This window comes from Sporolactobacillus sp. KGMB 08714 (assembly GCF_036598985.1).
In the GTDB taxonomy this organism is placed as follows: Bacteria; Bacillota; Bacilli; order Bacillales; family Sporolactobacillaceae; genus Sporolactobacillus.
The window spans coordinates 1-18,047 of the sequence record NZ_JAUUBW010000004.1; the positions used below are offsets into that span (position 1 = coordinate 1).

Here is an 18,047-nt window from a genome sequence, read left to right on the forward strand (position 1 = left end):
ACGATTCGGTGCGTCTTTGGCCCGATTCGGTGCGACATTTCGGCATTTTGGTGCGGCTCTGGCTGCATTCGGTGCAACCGCTCTGATTTGGTGCGACTTCCCGACGATTCGGTGCGCGTTTGGCCTGATTCGGTGCGACATTTCGGCGTTTCGGTGCGGCTCTGACCGCATTCGGTGCGACCACTCTGATTTGGTGCGACTTCCCAACGATTCGGTGCGCGTTTGGCCTGATTCGGTGCGACATTTCGGCATTTTGGTGCGTCTGATTAGGTTCAGCATAACTTATCGGCGTTTCGGTTTTCTGAATTTGATCGGACGATTGTGTAGGTCCGTTTACTGCGTGGTCGTCTATTTTTTTAATATAGAGTCGTATATCAAATCTATGTATCCAGCCATGGGATAGCTGCCTGAATCAACAGCCTTTTTTGAAATGATTGCTTATTTTAACGAGAAACTGCTGATTCGCACTTTTCCGAGCAAAATTTCTAATGCACTCGTTGATGACGGATTTTTTTCAACAATAAAAAAACACCTCCTAGTCTGCTGCTAGAAGATGCTTAAACAACAATTGTTCACCTTAGTTTCGTGATTGATTTTATTCTTCAATCATGATTGTAAAGTGTCATTTTCTTATCGTTATTGACAGCACTCAATCGTCGATCCTTCTATAAAGCAATCATCAGCAGCCGCAGTCTTTAACGGGTTCGCCCTGATCGTCGGCTGTTTTAAACGAGTGTCCGCAGCCGCATGTTGAGATGGCGTTCGGATTGTCAATCGTGAATCCGCCGCCTGACAGATTCTGTCTGAAGTCAATGGTCACACCGTCAAGCAGCGGAGCGCTGTTCCTGTCGACAACGACTTTTAATCCGTCATTTTCAAACGCCAGATCGCCATCGATCATCTTATCGTCAAAACCCATGCCGTACGACAGGCCGGAGCAACCGCCTCCGCCGACGCCGACGCGGAGAAACAGGTTTTCTCCGGGTTCTTCATTCATCATTTCTTTCACATGATGATTTGCTGCCTCTGTCAGAGTGATTTTCATCTTTTTCAACTCCTTTGCATTTTAAGTATATTATATCGTGCCGTGATTATGATCACAATCAAACAGTCGATGATCGTTCCTTATTCGCATCATGAACAAACAAAGTGCCTTCGCAGATTGTTTCGGCATCTCCGGTCATGAATACATGATTGGAGCGGGACTGCCATTCAATCGTCAGGTCTCCGCCGGCAAGATGAACCGTCACCGGCCGGTCGCCGGCCATTCTCGATTCGAGGACCGAGGCAACGACTGAAGCGCAGGCGCCCGTTCCGCAGGCCTGAGTGATACCCGAACCGCGTTCCCAAACCCGATAATCCGCCTCGTGGTCGGAGCGCGGATGAACAAAGCCGACATTGACACCTGCGGGAAAAAGGGGATACGTATCGGCAAGCAGCGAGCCAAGCCGACGGATCGGGGCCCGATCAACATCTTCCACAAAGAAAAGGGCATGAGGATTGCCCATCGACACCGCGGTAAAACGGTAATCCACACCATCGACAGTCAAAGGTTCGCGGATGACTTTGCTGCCGGGGTCGCCGCCCTGCAGCGGTATTCTGCCGCGCTCAAGTATCGGCTCCCCCATGTCGATCGTTACTTCGTCCGCATGTCCGAAGCGGAGGTGTACTTCTGCCTCTTTATTTCCGGACAGCGTCTCGATCGTAAAGTGTTTTCGATTCACCAAACCGTGCTCATAAGCGTACTTCGCAACGCATCGCAGCCCGTTTCCGCAGTTTTTCGCTTCCGATCCGTCCTTATTGAATATTCTCATCCGGACATCGGCCTGATTCGAGGGAAGAATCAGGATCAGGCCGTCCGATCCGATCCCCTTATATGGATCCGAGACCCGGATAGAAAGGTCGGCAGGCGAAGGGATGTCGAGTTCGCGGCTGATCCCGTCCAGATATATATAGCAATTGCCAAGTCCGTGCATTTTTGTAAAAGCAAAAGTTCTATCCCGCATCGTTCACTCTCCGCTTCCTTTTATCTGAGCGCCTGAGTCGTCCAGATATAATCGCCGTCCATACTTTCAATCACAATTTTTTCATGACAGCACGGCATAATAATATGTGTTTTAATTCCCTCGAATGCCTCTTCGATCGCCTTTTTCCTGATCGGAATCATCACCGGCGACCGATGGCAGAACGGGCATTCCTCAAAATAAATATCGCTCATGACGCGTTCGTACGGCCAGCTATGGTGAAAATCAAGCATCAGGCTCCCTTCCTTCTCAATTTTATTCTCCCCGGCTGTCGTACCTGCGGCTTTCGTTTATGTCCTTGAATCCGTGATTATCAAGAAAACGGAAAATCGGTTTAAGCGATATAAAGCCGTCGCCAAGCACCACATGATCCGAAACTACAAGCGGGTAAAAATATTCATCCGCCACAATCTTTTCACAGTACAGTCGGTCACTTTCAGTTATCGGATGCTCCAGATCGACATAACGGACGGTCACCGGATTTCCATACTTGCGGGTCACCGCCGCTTCGAGCCACTCGGCCGTTGACCTGGAGGACGGGGCCTGAATGCAGCTCGCACAGAGAGCCTCCGTTCCATAAACAGTCAGCTCCAATTTATTTTCACCCCGTCGTTCAAAGCTTTATTCATACTATAACACGGGTCCGTCTTCCTGTCATCGATCGGGAGACAACGACGCTTTCTCATTGGGAAGGCAGATAAAAATTACGTTCCGCGGTAAGGAACGCTTCGGACATTCATCATAGATTTTTTTTAATAAAACAGATATAATGACTCTATAGAGCAATAGGAAGGAGTGTTTCGTTTGTACGACCAAGTCGAAGAGGTTCTCGAGAAGCTTCGTCCTTTTTTGCTGCGTGACGGCGGGGATGTCGAATTGCTTGAAGTGGAAGACGGCATCGTCCGTGTCCGGCTGATGGGGGCATGCGGCAATTGCCCAAGTTCGACGCTGACGTTGAAAGCCGGAATTGAACGTGCCCTGGTTGAAAACGTCCCCGGAGTGCGGGAACTCGAACAGGTTTTTTAATCAACTGAGAAAATGACGCACCGCTTTGCCTTGACGGCAAGCGGTTTTTTGTTGCTCACTGAATATTCCCCCGGCTCCTGCCTCTGGCCGGAACACCACGCAAAGACGCCGCCGCTCTTCCGGCTAATTTTGGGGAATGCGGGCGGCGATAGACTGCTTTGTATGGTGAAATCGGTGTTGAATTGCAGATGGTTCGATTTTTTCCCCCGCCCGCCGCTGATGAAAACGCCGTCCGCTCAGAATCGAACTTACCGTGTTCCGCCGGAAGCCAGCCATTCCGGCGCTTCAAAACGATTCGCATATCGTTTGGTTAAAAAGGCAAGCATCGATTCGATGTTCCCGGCCTTTTCCTCGTTGGCCCGGATCGTTTCCTCCAGCAGCTGCCGGTCCTCCCGATCCGATCCGGAAAAATACCGTTCACAGCATTCCAGGAAAGAAAGCGGGAAGAGCAGTCTGCTGAACAGATGGGCGGCCAGCGGATCCGTCAGCGGGAAACGGGCTTCATAATCGTTCAGGAAACTCTCGGCCGCCGCTTCCTGGTCCGGCCCGCTCCTCGTCCACGCCAGCATACGGAGCCATTCGGCCAGATCACGCGAGCGGTCGTCGGCAACCCAGAATGCCGGATTTTCCGGATACAGCGATTCGGAGCCTGAAAAGCGAAAATGTCCGATCACCGCCGTTTCCCCGTATGAATGATCGATGAAGGTATCAACGCCGAGCTGGATCGCATTTTCCGCGCACCCCGAGAAGTAAGGAAAATTTGCCAGAAGGCGCTGTTCAAAAAAATCGGTCTGCTTCTTCGTCTGAATCTCGGTATATTTTTTCGCCAGTGCATCGATCCGGCCGACCCACTCCGATGTCCGGCCGGCGACCGGCGATTCCGGAAAACGCTGGGTATCCTGCAGAGCGGTGCGGCGATGAAAGTCCGCGAGCGCAGCCCCGAGGGGCAAAGACGGATGTCTGTTTTCATCGGGCAGCGACATCAGAACTGAGGGAACGCCGTCCACTTCCGTGACGTACTGGTTTTCCCGGTTTCTGAACATTCTGCAGACCGGAATCGTCCCGAGCGCCAGATTGTCCGCTATATCGGCCAGCACTTCCAGATTGCGATGATAAAAATGGTGCAGCGGCTGAAAAAAAAAGCGGGCATGAGCCGTATCTTCCTTCTGCAGCCGGTACTTCCTGCCGGCAACAGCCGGCCAGTCTGCCCCCGCCAAATGCAAGCACCTCCCCGCACGATTTCCTTACAATTTATGCGGCGGGCGCCGATTCAATGCCGGCCGGCAGAAGATAATACGGGAACCTGTTTTTTAAGAGAAGCGACAACGGTCGATAGGGATCGGTTTTCCTGCCTAAAAAAGTCCTGCATCGGACAGGGTCCCCTTGCAATCCGCCCGAGCACAGAAGGTATAGTATAGTGTTCCATTCTGAGGCTTTCATTCACTTCCTCCCAGCAAAGCGGTACGGCAACCGTCGCGCCCTCTTTTCCGCGCGGAGAATAGGGGCAAATGATCGTTTTCCCCGGAGCATGCTGGACGTAATCGATATAAAGCCGGTTTCCGCGCTTCTTCTTCAGCCTTTCAGTCGTAAAATCAGCCGGAAAATTTTCGACGAGAAGGCGGGCAATGAATGAAGTAAAGATTCGCGAGTCCGGATAAGTCAGCCCGCTTCCGGCCGTTGGAATATGAATCTGAAGGCCCCTGCTCCCGGAAAGTTTCGGATAACCTGTAATTTCCAGACGGTCGAGAATCTTCTTTATCTGCAGCGCGGCTTTGACTGCCAGCGGAAAATCCGAGCGGTCGGCCGGATCCAGATCAAAAACGATTTCCAGCGGCCGGTCTGAACCAATGGTTTGAAATGGGACGTGATATTCGACGGTCATTTGGTTGCCGAGCCAGATCAGTGTTGCAAGATCGTTGCATATAATATAACGATGATCGCCGACGGCCGCCGTCTGAATGAACTCGGGCGCATAGTCCGGACAGTTCTTCTGAAAGAACGATTCCCCGGGGACGCCGTGCGGAAAACGGATCGCTGTCAGAGCCCTGTTTTCTAAAAAAGGAAGCATGAAGCGGGAAACCTCGGCCAGATAAGAAATGAACAGTGCTTTGTCAATTGGGGGCTGTTTCCAGACAATTTTATCCGGATGCGTGATTTCGGCATCCTGTAAAGGCTTATCTAAAATTTTCATGATGATCATCCTTTATCCTGCATTTTTCCGGATCCCGGCCGACAAAGGCCTGGATGCTCGGCTGTCTCAGAGCATGGCCGGCCCAGTTGATATATTTCACTCTTACCGTGATCCGCGGTTCCAGCCAGCGGACGCCCTTTGAGCCCGGCGGCCGGCCGGCAAAAGGCATGGTGTCCGTGATCAGCGGAACGATAAATTGCGTGAAGGCCTGCCACTCCGCCATCGTCAGATTTCCCGTTCCGCAACGGCCGATATAAATCAGCCGGCCTTGTTCATCATAGAGCCCCAGCAGTACGGAACGAACGATATCCGAGTGGTAAGCAACACCTCCGATCACGGCGATCAGGTCTTTGTAATTTTTGATTTTTCTCCAGTCCGCGTTTTGTCCGCCGATCATATACCGGCTCCCGCTATCTTTGGAAACGATTCCTTCCAGGCCCATTTTCTTCACCGTATGAAATAATGCCGGCCCGTCGCGATGAACCGGTGTCAGCTGAATCCTTTCGGACGGCGTAACAATGGCGGCGAGCCGATCAAGCCTTTCCTGAAGCGGCCGATCGTTCAGCCACTGGCCGTTGCAATAAATGAGATCAAAGATCATGTAATAGATCGGAATATTTTTCATGGCCGCTTTGATCCGATCCGGCTGCCTGATTCCGTCCCGCCTCATGACATCGTGAAAGGAGGGCCTGCCGTTTTGATCCAGAGCGATGACTTCGCCGTCCAATATGAACGATTCGGCAGCCGTGCACTTGGTAACGGCCTGAAGCTCCGGAAAAACTGCTGTCCGCTCGTTCTTTTTTCTGTTAAAAAGACGGATTTCCCTTCCGCCGAAATAGCAGAGCACCCGGACGCCGTCCCACTTGATCTGATGGATCCACTCCGCTCGGTCCGGGATCGTTTTGGCAGGAACAGGTTCAAAAGGAATGACAGGATTCAGTTTGCGCATCTGTCAGACCGTCTTTTTCCGTCTTGCCGTTCTCTTTTTCGGGCGGGTTTCTTTGACGCTTGCCTCCAGGGCTGAGAGCAGATCAACGACGTTTTTCGGCTGGGGAGCCCCTGCCTTCTTGCGGGGCTCGATCCCGGCGATTTTACTCTGGATCAGGTTTTCCAGTTTCAGTCGGTATTCATCCTTGTAGTTCTCCGGCTGGAATTCGGCTGCAAGCTGATTAATCAGCTGCGAGGCTATGTCGAGTTCTTTCTGCACATTTTCTCCGGCAACATTCGCCATTCCCGGAACTTCGTCCATACTCCGGACCTCATCGGGATAGTATAAAGTTTCAAGAATCATTCCTTTTCCGTGGCTGCGGATCGCGGCGAGATGCTGCTTCGCCCGGATGATGATATTGGCAATCCCGATTTTGGCCGAGTCGCCGATCGCCTGGCGGAGCAGCGAATAAGCTTTAAGGCCGTTCCCGCCGTCCGGACCGATATAATAAGATTTTTCATAAAATATCGGATCGATTTCGCTGAGATTGACAAAATTGACGATCTCGATGCTTTTATCGATGTCTCCCTGCAGATCGTTCAGTTCTTCCTCACTGACGGCTACAAACTGCTCGGGAGAATATTCATACCCTTTGACAATCTCTTCATATCCGACTTTTTTGCCGCATTTCGAACAAGTCCGTGTATAATTGATTGGAGCCATACAGTCTTTATGGAGCATACGCAGTTTGATATCTTTGTCTTCTGTCGCCGTGTAGAGTTTGATCGGGATGTAGACCAGTCCGAACTGAATGCTGCCTCTCCACATTGTGCGCATAAAATCACCTCGTCGCTTAGGTTGCGCAAAATAAAAAAATGTATCAGGAAAACGCGGTTCCGTCTGCAGCGGAGGCAGCCCTCGGTGCCGATGCCTGACCGCATAAAAAAAGCCTTCTGCTCGAGAAGGAATTTTTAACGTCAAAATTTTTCTATAATTTTTATGCGAATAGAACAATCTGTTCACCCAAGCGGGCATGATTCCGTATCTCAAGTCCGGCGGAATATTGCGCGTTTCGCGGCGCTCATCTCCTCCGGTCAGGGCCGTGCAGCATTTTTCCGGCAACGGTACGGAGGAACAGGAACCATCAGACCGCGCAATGAAAACCGGCGAAGCTTCAAAATACCCACTCGCTCAATGATCGAAGTGCATACGTCGGCTGAACGGTCCGCGTTTGCAGGTTCTGCTGCGACGTCACTCCGGTCAGTACAATCAGCGTATCCATGTCAGCGCGGATTCCTGCCATGATGTCGGTATCGTAGTTATCGCCGATGATCAGGGTCCGCTCCTTCGCCGTTCCCAGTTTTTTAAGTGCCTGATCGATAATGATCGGTTCCGGTTTGCCGATAAAAACCGGCTGAACGCCGGTCGAGACACTGATCACCGATGTCAGGGAACCATTGCCCGGAAACAGGCCGTATTCTGTCGGCAGAGCGGCATCGGGATTCGTTGAAACAAATTTGGCTCCCTTGCGCACGGCCAGGCAGGCCTTCGCATATTTTTCATAGGTGATCTGCCGGTCCATGCCGAATGCAACGTAATCGGGATCATTTTCCTCATATTGCAGGCCCTCTGCTTCCATCGCCTGTTTCAGTCCGCGCTCGCCGATATAATAAACAGTCGCGTCCTCTTTCTCATTCTTTATGTAGCGAGCCGTTGCCATGCTCGTCGTCAGTACATTGTCAGGTGTGCACAGAATACCGAAACTGTTAAGCTGCCCCGCTACCGTTTCTTTTGTCCGCGTCGAATTATTGGTTACAAATAAATAAGGATGCTCTCTTTTTTTAAGTTCCTTGACAAATTCCACCGCTTCGGGAATTTTCTCTTTTCCACGGTAAACCGTACCGTCAAGATCAAGCAAAAACCCATCGTATGACTTTCTACCCATCAATAAACCCCCAGCCTGTCTATTCTCTTTTACTGTCCGGTATCGGGCGAAAAAGCCGACACCGGCCCAAGCTCGTTTTCCAGATATTCCGTGATATGGGTTGAAAACTGTTTCAGAGGAGTCAGATGATCTTTTATCACACCGCGCACTTGCTCATGATCGACCGCCGTGTATTCCTGGACAAGCATTTTGCGCAGATGCACGACCGCCTTGACAGCTGACGCGTCGTCCGCAGGCAGCACCGATTCGTCTTCCAGAATATCGATAACATCTTCATATCCGCCCGGATCGCGCATGATAAAACCGTCAATCATTTGATTTCCGACATCGATCATCGATTCGATCAAAATCTGCGCCAGCCGCTCCAGTGCGAGGCGGCCGACCGGAGAATCCCAATTTTCGCTCTCGAAAAGATCCAAAAGCGAGTTCATATAGTTCAATGTTCCGCCGATTTTTCGCCGATCTACAAAATACATGACATTCCCCTCTTTAATCCATAGTAAAATTACCCGGGCCAGACCGAAAGCTTATGGACAGCGCCGCATGTCAGGACTTTACAGATCTTTTCGGACCCGCTCATCAATTAACCGTTTTCTGCACAGAATACCGGGAAAGGGGGTGATGGACCGTCCACAAGAATCGCTGCGTTCAGATGTTCACAGTCCGGGACGAAAACGAAATCCATCCGTACCCGAAGAATCCCCCGAGGGCGCTTACGGTATCGGAAAAGCCGGCAGCGCCGACGGTCGTTCGGATAGCCGCGGCCGGCATAACGGGGAACAGCCCCGGCAGTCATCCAGTCAGTTCCGGCTGTTTGTCTTTTTTTTAAGTACAAAATAAGCGCAGCCGAAACTGCAGTACTCAACCAGATAATCGACGAGCGTACTGATTTTCGTGTCAAATGTCGACTTTTGATTCTGATCTTCATAGAATCCTCTGAGCCGAAGCTGCTGGTAGCCCCAGTCTCCGACGATATAGTCGAATTTATTCAATATGTCGCTGTATCGCTTGCAGAACGCCTCCTCATTCCAGCCATTGCGTACATTTTCAATGACTTCGTAACGGTGGTGATCGACGGCGACAGTCACATTGCTCAACGGATAACCCTCCTTACTCTCGACGAAGCTGTGCGGATCCTTTCCGATCTTTTTCGGACGTACCCTGTCCGGACGCATTCAGGGCAAACGCAGGCAGAGATCTAAAAAACAATCTGCACAGATTTATTATAACAGATCCGGCAAATTCCGGAGATGACAGCTCCCAGCCGTCCGGAAAACCGCTTTACTCATATTTAATTAAGAAAGGACAGTCATCGACCATGATTTATTTTTCACGGATTGCAAGCTGTGTCGTTCTGCTTTTTATTCTGTCGTCGGACTTTGCATCGGCAAAAACACTCGGTGAGAAGGCCGTTTCAGCAGAACGGAAATCCCTCTATCTTAAAACATCTGCGCTGACCGGAGTCCCCTGGAGCGTGATTGCCGGATGCGATCAGTACGCACGCAATACAGTGCCGTCTGCACGATCCGGCAAGGCGGACAGCCCGCTGGTCGGTCTGAACTTCGGTCAAAAAACATGGGTCGGCCTGCTCAATCCGGACGAAAACGATGAGGATCCGAAGACGATTGCTCTGTTCGGCGGCGCGGGAAAAGATGGGAACGGCGACGGCCGGGCCCGCCTGCACGATCCGGAAGACCGCCTGTTTGCTTTTGCGGAGCGGATAGCCGAATTCGGACCGGGTGAACAGAATTACAGAATCGCCATCTGGAATATTTACCGGAGGGGCAAAGCCGTGGACCTGATCGAGGATTACGCCCGCCTGTTTGAGGCCTTCAATTCCACGGATTTGTACGGCCATGCCTTCCCGCTTCCGCTCCGGTCCAATTACGATTATAAATCGACTTGGGGCGAACGGCGCGGCTGGGGCGGATTGCGTCATCATGAAGGCACGGATCTGTTTGCCGATTACGGAACGCCCGTCCGGGCGACGGCTTACGGGATTGTCGAAATGACCGGCTGGAACAAGTACGGCGGCTGGCGCCTCGGCATCCGGGATATCCGGGGAAATTATCATTATTTTGCCCACCTGAGCAGCTACGCGCCGCATATTCACAAGGGAACGATTACAAAGCCGGGACAGGAGATCGGCTATGTCGGCAGTTCCGGCTACGGCCCGCCGGGAACGCAGGGCAAATTTCCTCCCCACCTTCACTACGGCATCTACCGCGATAACGGACGCACGGAATTTTCCTTCGATCCTTACCCGGTCCTCCGCGTATGGGAAAGGCAGGCCAGAGCAGGCAAACATTGAATGCACTGATTTCGGCGGCCCGTTTGCCGGATCAATTTTTCGTCGCCTGATCCTTCGTCGCCGAACCCGGTACCGGATTGACCGATAAAGACGGCGACGACCCGCTTCCTCCCGAACTGTAATAATAGGGGACGCCCTGAGGGAGCACTTTCGAGCCGATCGGAATGTGCTGATTGATGGTTGCCGCCTGTAGCGCAAACGGGACAATGACATTGACTTTGACACTGACATTCAGATAAATAACGAAAATAATATTATTTATACCGACATTTCGGTAATCCCACTGAAGATCGGCCGTCACATTGCTGACGATGTCCATCTCAACGGGTATGCGCGGTCCGTAATTGCTGATCAGAGCGTTGTTTAAGACCTGGCCGAGCGGAATATTGGCGATCAGGCCCGTACCTTCGCCGTCCTGGACGTACCGAAGATCCTGAGCCGGCCCGTTGGTCATGGTAATTTTTCCTTTTTCGGCCATTCTGAGAAACCATAAAATCCGGTCGGAGATGGCGCCCTTGATCCGGCTCGCTTCTGCGGAATTGAGCTCATAGTCGCTGATCTCGTTCTGAGCATTCCGGTGCGTGACAATTAACTTATCCGTATCCATATTCGGGAGCGGATTCGGATCGTTATTTTTGCGGATATTGGCCAGCACGTTCTCTCCGACACCGTAGTTCACCGCGTAATTGCCCAGTTGTTCGGCCTGGGAAACGGCAATGTTCATCACTGCCGGTTTCATTTGATCGTTCACAATCCAGATTCCTGCCCACGTACACATAATAAAAATAAACAGGGAGAGGAAAAAAACTCGTCTGAGCGGCATCGTCCTTCTTCTGTACCGTCTGCTGGGCTTAAACATGACAAACCCCCTTCTCCTCATCTATATGCCGAGCGGAAGGGGGATAAAAGTCTTTTTTATGCAGACTGAAGAAGCGATCTTTTCACACACTCAAAAGCGGACCCTTTCATGCAGTTTTCGGAATGTCCAGGCCTTTGCGCTGCTCATCCCATTTTCAGCAGCGCCTCGCGCCCGGGCATTCCCGCTTTGACGCCGCGATTTTCGGCTTCCGCCGTCACTTCGGCGAGCGGCGCGTTCAGCAGTTCTGCAAGCGTCCGTACACCGACAGCTTTTCCGGCAATGATTCCCCGGTCGGCGAGCTGATCATTAAGCAGCCGCACATCGAGCGCGCCGCACATAATGTAACCCGACTGACCGGCAACCGCAAGCAGCGTCGTTTTCGGCAATTTGACCGTAATTCCCTGAAAAGGCAGGCCGTCAATCATCACCGGTTCCAGTTCAATCATTTATCTACCGCCCCCTCTCCTTTTTCATTCTATGGAAAAAAGGGCGGAAAGTGACAACTATCCGGCTTTTCAGCCCAGCTGATGCAGCCTCCAGGCCAGCAGGTCGCGGAGCGTCTCAGGAAGGAAAAAGGATTGATCGGCCCGGACAATCGGGGGAAGGAGCGTGCCGAAGGTGAAAACATCGATGGTGCCGACACGGTACCGGTCATCCGGCTGAATCGGAAGGCCGCCGATCCGTACATCAAAGGGTTCCTGCAGATCGCCGTCCGGCTTTGTCCTGTACGTCAGATTGCTGAAAACAAGCTTGCCGAGCACCTTGCCGCGAAACCCGAACCCTTTAAGTTCATATGTCTGGAATCTCTTTTTCAGTCCGATTCGTATCATCTGGACAATCTCGCTGCCCGTAACCTGCACTTTACACGGGTTAATCGGATGAGGGCAGATATGATGAACGTCGAATCTTGTGACCGGTCCGGCTTTGAGTCCGTCAAGAATGACGCCGGCATTGACAAGTCCGATATCTGCGCGGCACCACTTTTGCAAGGCATCGGCCATAATCCGGCTCAGTTCCGTATCCTCAAACCAGCTGATCGGCAGTGCATGATCCAGCCGCGTCACTTCCTGCTGCATATGGGCCATGCCTTCCGCTGTCAGTCTCTTCACTTCAGCTTCGGCCGTTTGATCCGGTTTCTCTCTTAAGGTCACCAGATCGGCTCCTATGTGCGTCACCCGGTGCATTTTTTCATCATATTCCAGCACAATGTGCCCCACGTAGCGGCCGAATTTGCCTGCCTGGGCGATCAGCGTCGAGCCGACCGTCAGGCCCTGTTCAAGCGTATGATGTGTGTGCGCACCGATAATCACGTCAATTCCGTCCAGTTCTTCGGCAATCCGTTCATCAAAAGGAAGGCCGACATGCGACAGCAGAACGACCACATCGGCCTCCGTGCGCACTTTTTCAAGAAGCGGTTTGAGGATGGAAAAGGGATCGCGGATGTCCCAGCCGAGCTGCCGATAAAATTTGGAAAAAGCCGCCGTCAGCCCGATCAGGCCCACTTTCACGCCCGCCATATTTTTGATCGTGTACGGCCTGCACCAGTTCGGGCGCTCACCTGTTTCTTCGAACAGGTTGGCCAGCACAATGTCGAAAGTCCGGTCGTCATAGACCGTATTCAATGTATCTTTTGTAAATGTAATGCCCTCATTATTGCCGATCGTCACAGCATCGTAATGCGCATCGTTGAGCAGCCGGACATTTCCTCTGCCGAGAAGTCCCTCTGTCATCGGATTTACACGGTCCATGTGATCCCCGAGATCCAGTGTCAGATAAGGCTCGCCCTCCTTCCTCAGCCGATGCCGTTCAATATCCAGATAACTGACAAGACTTCCCCAGTGGCCAAAGTGGCTGTGCAAGTCGTTTGTATGAAAAAAATGGAGCGATATCAATCCAAAACCTCCCGATCATTCACCATTAAGCTGCTCCCTGATCAAATGTATTCCTTCTCTGTAAAAAACAGACAGTCGGCTTCAGCCGTAAGAATATTAATGGATTACCCGCAGGTCTCCGCCCCGGGCGGAGCAGGAAAATCGCAGACCCATTTTCTATTGTAGCGCTTCTTCCGAACTTCCTTCAATCTGTTAGGCCTGCATGTACTATTATATTTTCCCGGTTGAACAGACAGAAAAAAGCCCCATCAATCCTCCTGAAAGATTGACGGGACTTGATCTGTCTTAAAGCAGGACAATCGATCAGCCGATCGAACCCTCCATGTTGTACTTGATCAGCCGGTTCATCTCAACTGCGTATTCCATCGGCAGCTCCTTGGTGAACGGCTCAATAAAGCCCATCACAATCATTTCCGTTGCTTCCTGTTCCGTAAGTCCGCGGCTCATTAAATAGAAAAGCTGTTCTTCGGACACTTTCGACACTTTTGCCTCGTGTTCCAGGGAAATATCCTTGTTCAGCACTTCATTATAGGGGACCGTATCGGATGTCGACTTGTCGTCCATGATCAGCGTGTCGCATTCAACGTGCGACCGGGAATTGGTCGCATTCGGGCTGAAGTGGACCTTTCCGCGATATGTCACATTTCCCCCGTTTTTGGCAATCGATTTGGAAATGATCGTCGACGACGTATTCGGAGCGAGATGGATCATTTTCGAACCTGTATCCTGGTTCTGCCCTCTGCCGCCGATCGCGATCGATAATGTATTTCCGCGCGCCCCTTCGCCCTTCAGAATAACAGAGGGATATTTCATTGTGACGCAGGAACCGATATTGCCGTCGACCCATTCCATCGTCGCATGCGCTTCACAGATCGCACGTTGGGTCACAAGATTATAAACGTTGTTCGCCCAGTTCTGAATAGTCGTATAGCGGCAGTATGCATTTTTCCGTACATAAATTTCAACAATCCCGCTGTGCAGCGAACTGCTGGAATAGACGGGAGCGGTGCAGCCTTCGACATAGTGAACGGACGCACCCTCATCGACAACGATCAGCGTACGCTCAAATTGTCCCATGCTTTCCGAGTTAATGCGGAAATATGCCTGGAGAGGCGTTTTGCATTTGACGCCTTTGGGCACGTAGACAAAGGATCCGCCCGACCAGCAGGCCGCATTTAATGCGGAAAACTTATTGTCGGCAAAAGAAATGACCTTGCCGAAGTATTCCCGAAACAATTTTTCATGCTTCTGCAGCGCCGAATCCGTATCCATGAAGATAATTCCTTCTTTTTCAAGATCTTTCTTCATGCTGTGGTAGACAACTTCAGATTCATATTGCGCCGATACTCCGGCCAGATATTTTCGTTCGGCTTCCGGAATCCCGAGCTTGTCGAACGTATCCTTGATCTCTTTTGGAACCTCATCCCATGATCGTCCCTGGTTCTGTACAGGTTTGACATAATAAGTCAGATCGTCAAAATTCAGACCGCTGAGATCCGCACCCCACTGCGGCATCGGCCGTTTGTAAAAATGATGCAGCCCTTTCAGCCGATAGTCGAGCATCCACTGCGGTTCATGCTTCTTCCTGGAAATTTCCTTGACGATCTCTTCAGTCAGTCCCCGTTTGGTACGGAACACTGAAACGTCTTTTTCCCTGAACCCGTATTTATATTCATCAATTTCAGGCACTTGCTGCTGTGTGGCCATGACAGGATCCCTCCTTGTATAAGGTTTGAAAATGACAGGACCGTGCCGAAGGGCACTCCTGACACAGGATTTTTCTAAAAACCGTATTGACAAACGTTAAAATCATATCTTTTACCGGATATAAGTTCATCTTATCATGATTCACAAAATTGTTAAACTATTTTAGAGCCCGCTTTTCAGCCGCCTCACGAAGTCCTTTTTCCATCGCCTTCCAGGGAAGCGTTGCACATTTGATCCGGGCCGGATATTGTGAAACGCCCTGAAGCGCCTCTGCATCGCCCAGCTCGAGATCGTCGTCGTGTTCCCGTCCCTGGACCAATTCCGAAAAGTCGAAGGCCAGTTCATGGGCCTCTTTTATCGACAGTCCCTTAATGGCATCGGTCATCATCGAAGCCGACGACTGGCTGATCGCACAGCCGCTGCCGCTGTATTTAATATCGGCGATTTTCCCGTCCTTTACAATAAGCGAAACCTGAATCTTATCGCCGCAGGACGGATTGTTCATCGATACAGTAATACTGTCTTCATCGGTCAGTGTTCCGTGATTATGCGGACGCTTATAATGATCCATAATGACAGAACGGTATAATTGGTCGAGATTATTAAAGGACATGTCCGAAATACTCCTTTGCATCCTTGATTCCCCTGGTCAGCTTTTCGATTTCTTCCAGTGTGTTATAAAAATAAAAACTGGCCCGGACCGTCGATGCGCATTCAAGCCGGCGATGCAGCGGCTGAGCGCAGTGGTGGCCGGCACGCACGGCAATTCCCTCGGCGTCGAGCGCCGTCGAGACATCGTGCGGATGGATGCCCTCAATATTAAAGGATACCATTCCCGCCCGCTGTTCCGGGCCGTAAACGGTTACCCCGCTGATTGCAGAAACAGCCTCATAGGCGGCCCTGCCGAGCTCCGTTTCATATTCGCTGATCGCATCCATGCCGATCTGATTCAGATAGTCAACCGCCGAACCAAGCCCGATCGCTCCGGCAATATTCGGGGTGCCGGCCTCCATTTTCCATGGAAGATCGGCCCAGGTTGCACGGTAGTAGTCGACCTCGTCGATCATTTCCCCGCCTGTTTCAACCGGTTCCATAGCATCGAGCAGCGCCTGTTTTCCGTATAAAATGCCGATTCCCGTCGGTCCAAGCATTTTGTGGCCGGAAAACGCGAAGAAATCGGCATCAAGATCCTGAACGTCGATCGCCATATGCGGCGTACTCTGGGCTCCGTCCACCACCATGACCGCTCCTTTTTCATGGGCGATTTCGGCGATTTCCTTCACCGGATTGATCGTCCCGAGCACGTTGGAAACTTGCGTGCAGGCCACGATTTTTGTATGATCCGTGATCGTCCGGCGCACGTCTTCCAGATCGAGCGTGCCGTCCGCTTTCATCGGAAAATACTTCAATGATGCGCCTGTCGCCTGAGCCGCCTGCTGCCACGGAATCAGATTGGCATGGTGCTCCATCGGCGATATGACAATTTCATCCCCTTGCGTTAAGTTTGCCCTGCCATAACCGGTGGCAATCATGTTCAGGGAATTGGTGGTTCCTTTCGTATAGATAATTTCTTTCGTGCTGCGCGCATTGATAAATTTCCGGATTTTTTCCCGCGCTTCTTCATAACGTTCCGTCGCAATCGTTCCCAGCGTGTGCACACCGCGGTGAACATTCGAATTATAGTTTTCGTAATAAGTGACAAGTGTATCAATCACCGATTGTGGTTTCTGAGAAGTCGCGGCATTGTCCAGATAGACCAAGGGGTGCCCGTTGACTTTCTGACCCAGAATCGGAAAATCCGTTCGAATCGATGTTGTATCCATTAGCCGACTTTCCTTTCGATTAATTCTGCCAGTTGCCGTTTGACACCTTCAACGGGCAGTAAATTGACTACAGGCTCAAGAAAGCCTTCAACAATCAGCTTTTCAGCGGCTTCTTTGCTAATGCCGCGGCTCATCAGATAATAGAGCTGCTCCGGATCGACTCGTCCGACCGAAGCCGCATGCCCGGCAATGACATCGTATTCGTCAATCAGCAGAATCGGATTGGCATCGCCGCGTGCCTGATCGCTGAGCATCAGCACACGCTGCGTCTGTTCGCCGTCGGCCTGGGACGCCCCGTGTTCGATTTTAGTCCGGGCATTGAATATCGAATTGGACGCATCCTTTTGTACGCCGCGGACAAGCAGACGGCTGACCGTTGCTTTTCCGACGTGCCGGATGTAGTTGTCAAAATTCTGTTTTTGCGTCCCGCTCCCGATGCTGACCGCCTTCGTATCCGCAGAAGCACCGTCGCCTTCCAGATTCGTTGAATTTTCCGAGACTGTATTTCCGTCATTAATCTGGCCGAGCGCCCACTGCAGGCTGCCGTCCTTCTTAACCTCGGCCCGCCTGCCGACATAGGTGACGACTCCCGCCGAAAAATGATCGACGGCACCGAAGCTGACGTGTGCATTATCGCCGACGGTCACTTCGCCGATCAAATTGGCAGCACCGTTACCTACGGAATCATCGGAAAGATAATTCTCAACATAGGTCACCGCGCTTCCCGCTTCCGCAGCGACGATTGTATGAGCCACGAGACCGGACGAAGGGATATCCTGAAAATAGACGGCCTGCACCGGTTTTTCGACAACGACATTTTTCGGGATATAAAGAAAAGCCCCGCCGTTAACCAGTGCAGCATGCAGTGCGGTCAATTTATGCTTGTTGATTTCAGCTGTTTTAAAATAATAGCGTTTAACCAGTTCTCCGTGTTCTTTAATCGCTGTCGCCAGATCTGTAAAAATGACGCCCTTATCTTTAAGATTCTGCGCCAAACTGCTGTACACAGACCGGCCGTTCTTATGGACAAGAATATTTTCCGCCTTCCCGTCCTCGCCGATCAGGCGCCGGACAGAAGCAGGAAGATCATGGACCAATGCTGTCTGATTCTCTTCAGGCCCGCAATGATAATTGAAATCCGTAAAGTTCCAATCGTCAATTCTTGTTTTTTCCGGTTTGGGAAGCGGTAATTTTTCCGCCAGCCCCAACCCTTTCAATCTGATTGCTGCAAACCATTCCGGTTCGTTTCGTTCCGCAGAAAAACGGGCGATGTCATCCGCACCGAACGGCAGAGTCTGCAATTGTGTCGACATAGTGTCCCTCCTGTCCCCGACTTCATTC

At 51.4% G+C, this 18,047-nt stretch carries 20 protein-coding genes; 2 read left to right on the plus strand and 18 right to left on the minus strand.

Annotated features, from left to right (window positions below; all coding sequences use genetic code 11):
• Positions 1–679 precede the first annotated feature (679 nt).
• From Q6A92_RS02595 to Q6A92_RS02610, 4 genes are read right to left on the minus strand one after another with little or no spacing between them, the layout of a single operon-like run.
• Positions 680–1,045: a HesB/IscA family protein gene (locus Q6A92_RS02595; RefSeq protein WP_274397742.1), complete on the minus strand. Its 366-nt coding sequence runs from the start codon at positions 1,043–1,045 to the stop codon at positions 680–682.
• A 58-nt stretch (positions 1,046–1,103) separates the two neighbouring features.
• On the minus strand, positions 1,104–2,006 hold the full coding sequence (gene dapF / locus Q6A92_RS02600; RefSeq protein WP_274397743.1) for a diaminopimelate epimerase: 903 nt from the start codon (positions 2,004–2,006) through the stop codon (positions 1,104–1,106).
• Between the two features lie 20 nt (positions 2,007–2,026).
• Positions 2,027–2,257 carry a hypothetical protein gene (locus tag Q6A92_RS02605; RefSeq protein WP_274397744.1) on the minus strand — a complete coding sequence of 77 codons (231 nt, stop codon included), beginning with the start codon at positions 2,255–2,257 and terminating at the stop codon, positions 2,027–2,029.
• Between the two features lie 22 nt (positions 2,258–2,279).
• Complete coding sequence (locus tag Q6A92_RS02610; RefSeq protein ID WP_274397745.1) at positions 2,280–2,618, minus strand: DUF1462 family protein; 339 nt, start codon at positions 2,616–2,618, stop codon at positions 2,280–2,282.
• 210 nt (positions 2,619–2,828) lie between these two features.
• On the opposite strand from Q6A92_RS02610, the gene Q6A92_RS02615 reads away from it, so the two are divergent.
• The gene (locus Q6A92_RS02615) at positions 2,829–3,050 is read left to right on the plus strand and encodes a NifU family protein (RefSeq protein ID WP_274397746.1); all 222 of its coding nucleotides are present in this window, start codon (positions 2,829–2,831) and stop codon (positions 3,048–3,050) included.
• Positions 3,051–3,298: 248 nt separating this feature from the next.
• Here the strand turns inward: Q6A92_RS02615 and Q6A92_RS02620 are convergent, their stop codons facing one another.
• The 7 genes from Q6A92_RS02620 to Q6A92_RS02650 all read right to left on the minus strand — a co-directional run bounded on the left by Q6A92_RS02620 (position 3,299) and on the right by Q6A92_RS02650 (position 9,211).
• The gene (locus Q6A92_RS02620) at positions 3,299–4,267 is read right to left on the minus strand and encodes a spore coat protein YutH (protein WP_332236950.1); all 969 of its coding nucleotides are present in this window, start codon (positions 4,265–4,267) and stop codon (positions 3,299–3,301) included.
• A gap of 53 nt (positions 4,268–4,320) precedes the next feature.
• On the minus strand, positions 4,321–5,241 hold the full coding sequence (ligD, locus tag Q6A92_RS02625) for a non-homologous end-joining DNA ligase (protein WP_332236951.1): 921 nt from the start codon (positions 5,239–5,241) through the stop codon (positions 4,321–4,323).
• Positions 5,225–6,190, minus strand: coding sequence for an ATP-dependent DNA ligase (locus Q6A92_RS02630; protein WP_332236952.1), 966 nt, complete (start codon positions 6,188–6,190; stop codon positions 5,225–5,227). The genes ligD and Q6A92_RS02630 overlap by 17 nt, the downstream gene beginning before the upstream one ends.
• Before the next feature lie 3 nt (positions 6,191–6,193).
• Positions 6,194–7,006 carry a non-homologous end joining protein Ku gene (ku, locus tag Q6A92_RS02635; protein ID WP_274397749.1) on the minus strand — a complete coding sequence of 271 codons (813 nt, stop codon included), beginning with the start codon at positions 7,004–7,006 and terminating at the stop codon, positions 6,194–6,196.
• A 337-nt stretch (positions 7,007–7,343) separates the two neighbouring features.
• Positions 7,344–8,114: a TIGR01457 family HAD-type hydrolase gene (locus Q6A92_RS02640; protein WP_332236953.1), complete on the minus strand. Its 771-nt coding sequence runs from the start codon at positions 8,112–8,114 to the stop codon at positions 7,344–7,346.
• A gap of 29 nt (positions 8,115–8,143) precedes the next feature.
• Positions 8,144–8,590, minus strand: a complete 447-nt coding sequence (gene hepT, locus Q6A92_RS02645) for a type VII toxin-antitoxin system HepT family RNase toxin (protein WP_274397751.1) — start codon at positions 8,588–8,590, stop codon at positions 8,144–8,146.
• Between the two features lie 324 nt (positions 8,591–8,914).
• Positions 8,915–9,211 (minus strand): YutD family protein, encoded by a 297-nt coding sequence (locus Q6A92_RS02650; protein ID WP_274397752.1) that lies wholly within the window; start codon positions 9,209–9,211, stop codon positions 8,915–8,917.
• Positions 9,212–9,432: 221 nt separating this feature from the next.
• On the opposite strand from Q6A92_RS02650, the gene Q6A92_RS02655 reads away from it, so the two are divergent.
• Positions 9,433–10,425, plus strand: a complete 993-nt coding sequence (locus Q6A92_RS02655) for a M23 family metallopeptidase (RefSeq protein ID WP_274397753.1) — start codon at positions 9,433–9,435, stop codon at positions 10,423–10,425.
• Positions 10,426–10,456: 31 nt separating this feature from the next.
• Here the strand turns inward: Q6A92_RS02655 and yunB are convergent, their stop codons facing one another.
• From yunB to sufD, 7 genes are all read right to left on the minus strand, one after another.
• On the minus strand, positions 10,457–11,284 hold the full coding sequence (gene yunB / locus Q6A92_RS02660; RefSeq protein WP_332236954.1) for a sporulation protein YunB: 828 nt from the start codon (positions 11,282–11,284) through the stop codon (positions 10,457–10,459).
• 143 nt (positions 11,285–11,427) lie between these two features.
• The gene (locus Q6A92_RS02665; protein ID WP_274397755.1) at positions 11,428–11,730 is read right to left on the minus strand and encodes a YunC family protein; all 303 of its coding nucleotides are present in this window, start codon (positions 11,728–11,730) and stop codon (positions 11,428–11,430) included.
• 69 nt (positions 11,731–11,799) lie between these two features.
• Entirely contained in the window at positions 11,800–13,176 is a 1,377-nt protein-coding gene (locus Q6A92_RS02670; RefSeq protein ID WP_274397756.1) for a bifunctional metallophosphatase/5'-nucleotidase, read from the minus strand.
• 303 nt (positions 13,177–13,479) lie between these two features.
• Positions 13,480–14,883, minus strand: coding sequence for a Fe-S cluster assembly protein SufB (gene sufB / locus Q6A92_RS02675; RefSeq protein WP_274397757.1), 1,404 nt, complete (start codon positions 14,881–14,883; stop codon positions 13,480–13,482).
• Between the two features lie 157 nt (positions 14,884–15,040).
• Positions 15,041–15,496, minus strand: coding sequence for a Fe-S cluster assembly sulfur transfer protein SufU (gene sufU, locus Q6A92_RS02680; protein WP_274397758.1), 456 nt, complete (start codon positions 15,494–15,496; stop codon positions 15,041–15,043).
• Positions 15,486–16,706 (minus strand): cysteine desulfurase, encoded by a 1,221-nt coding sequence (locus tag Q6A92_RS02685; protein WP_332236955.1) that lies wholly within the window; start codon positions 16,704–16,706, stop codon positions 15,486–15,488. Before Q6A92_RS02685 ends, sufU begins: the two co-directional genes overlap by 11 nt.
• Positions 16,706–18,019, minus strand: coding sequence for a Fe-S cluster assembly protein SufD (gene sufD, locus Q6A92_RS02690; RefSeq protein ID WP_332236956.1), 1,314 nt, complete (start codon positions 18,017–18,019; stop codon positions 16,706–16,708). The genes Q6A92_RS02685 and sufD overlap by 1 nt, the downstream gene beginning before the upstream one ends.
• Between the last annotated feature and the right edge of the window lie 28 nt (positions 18,020–18,047).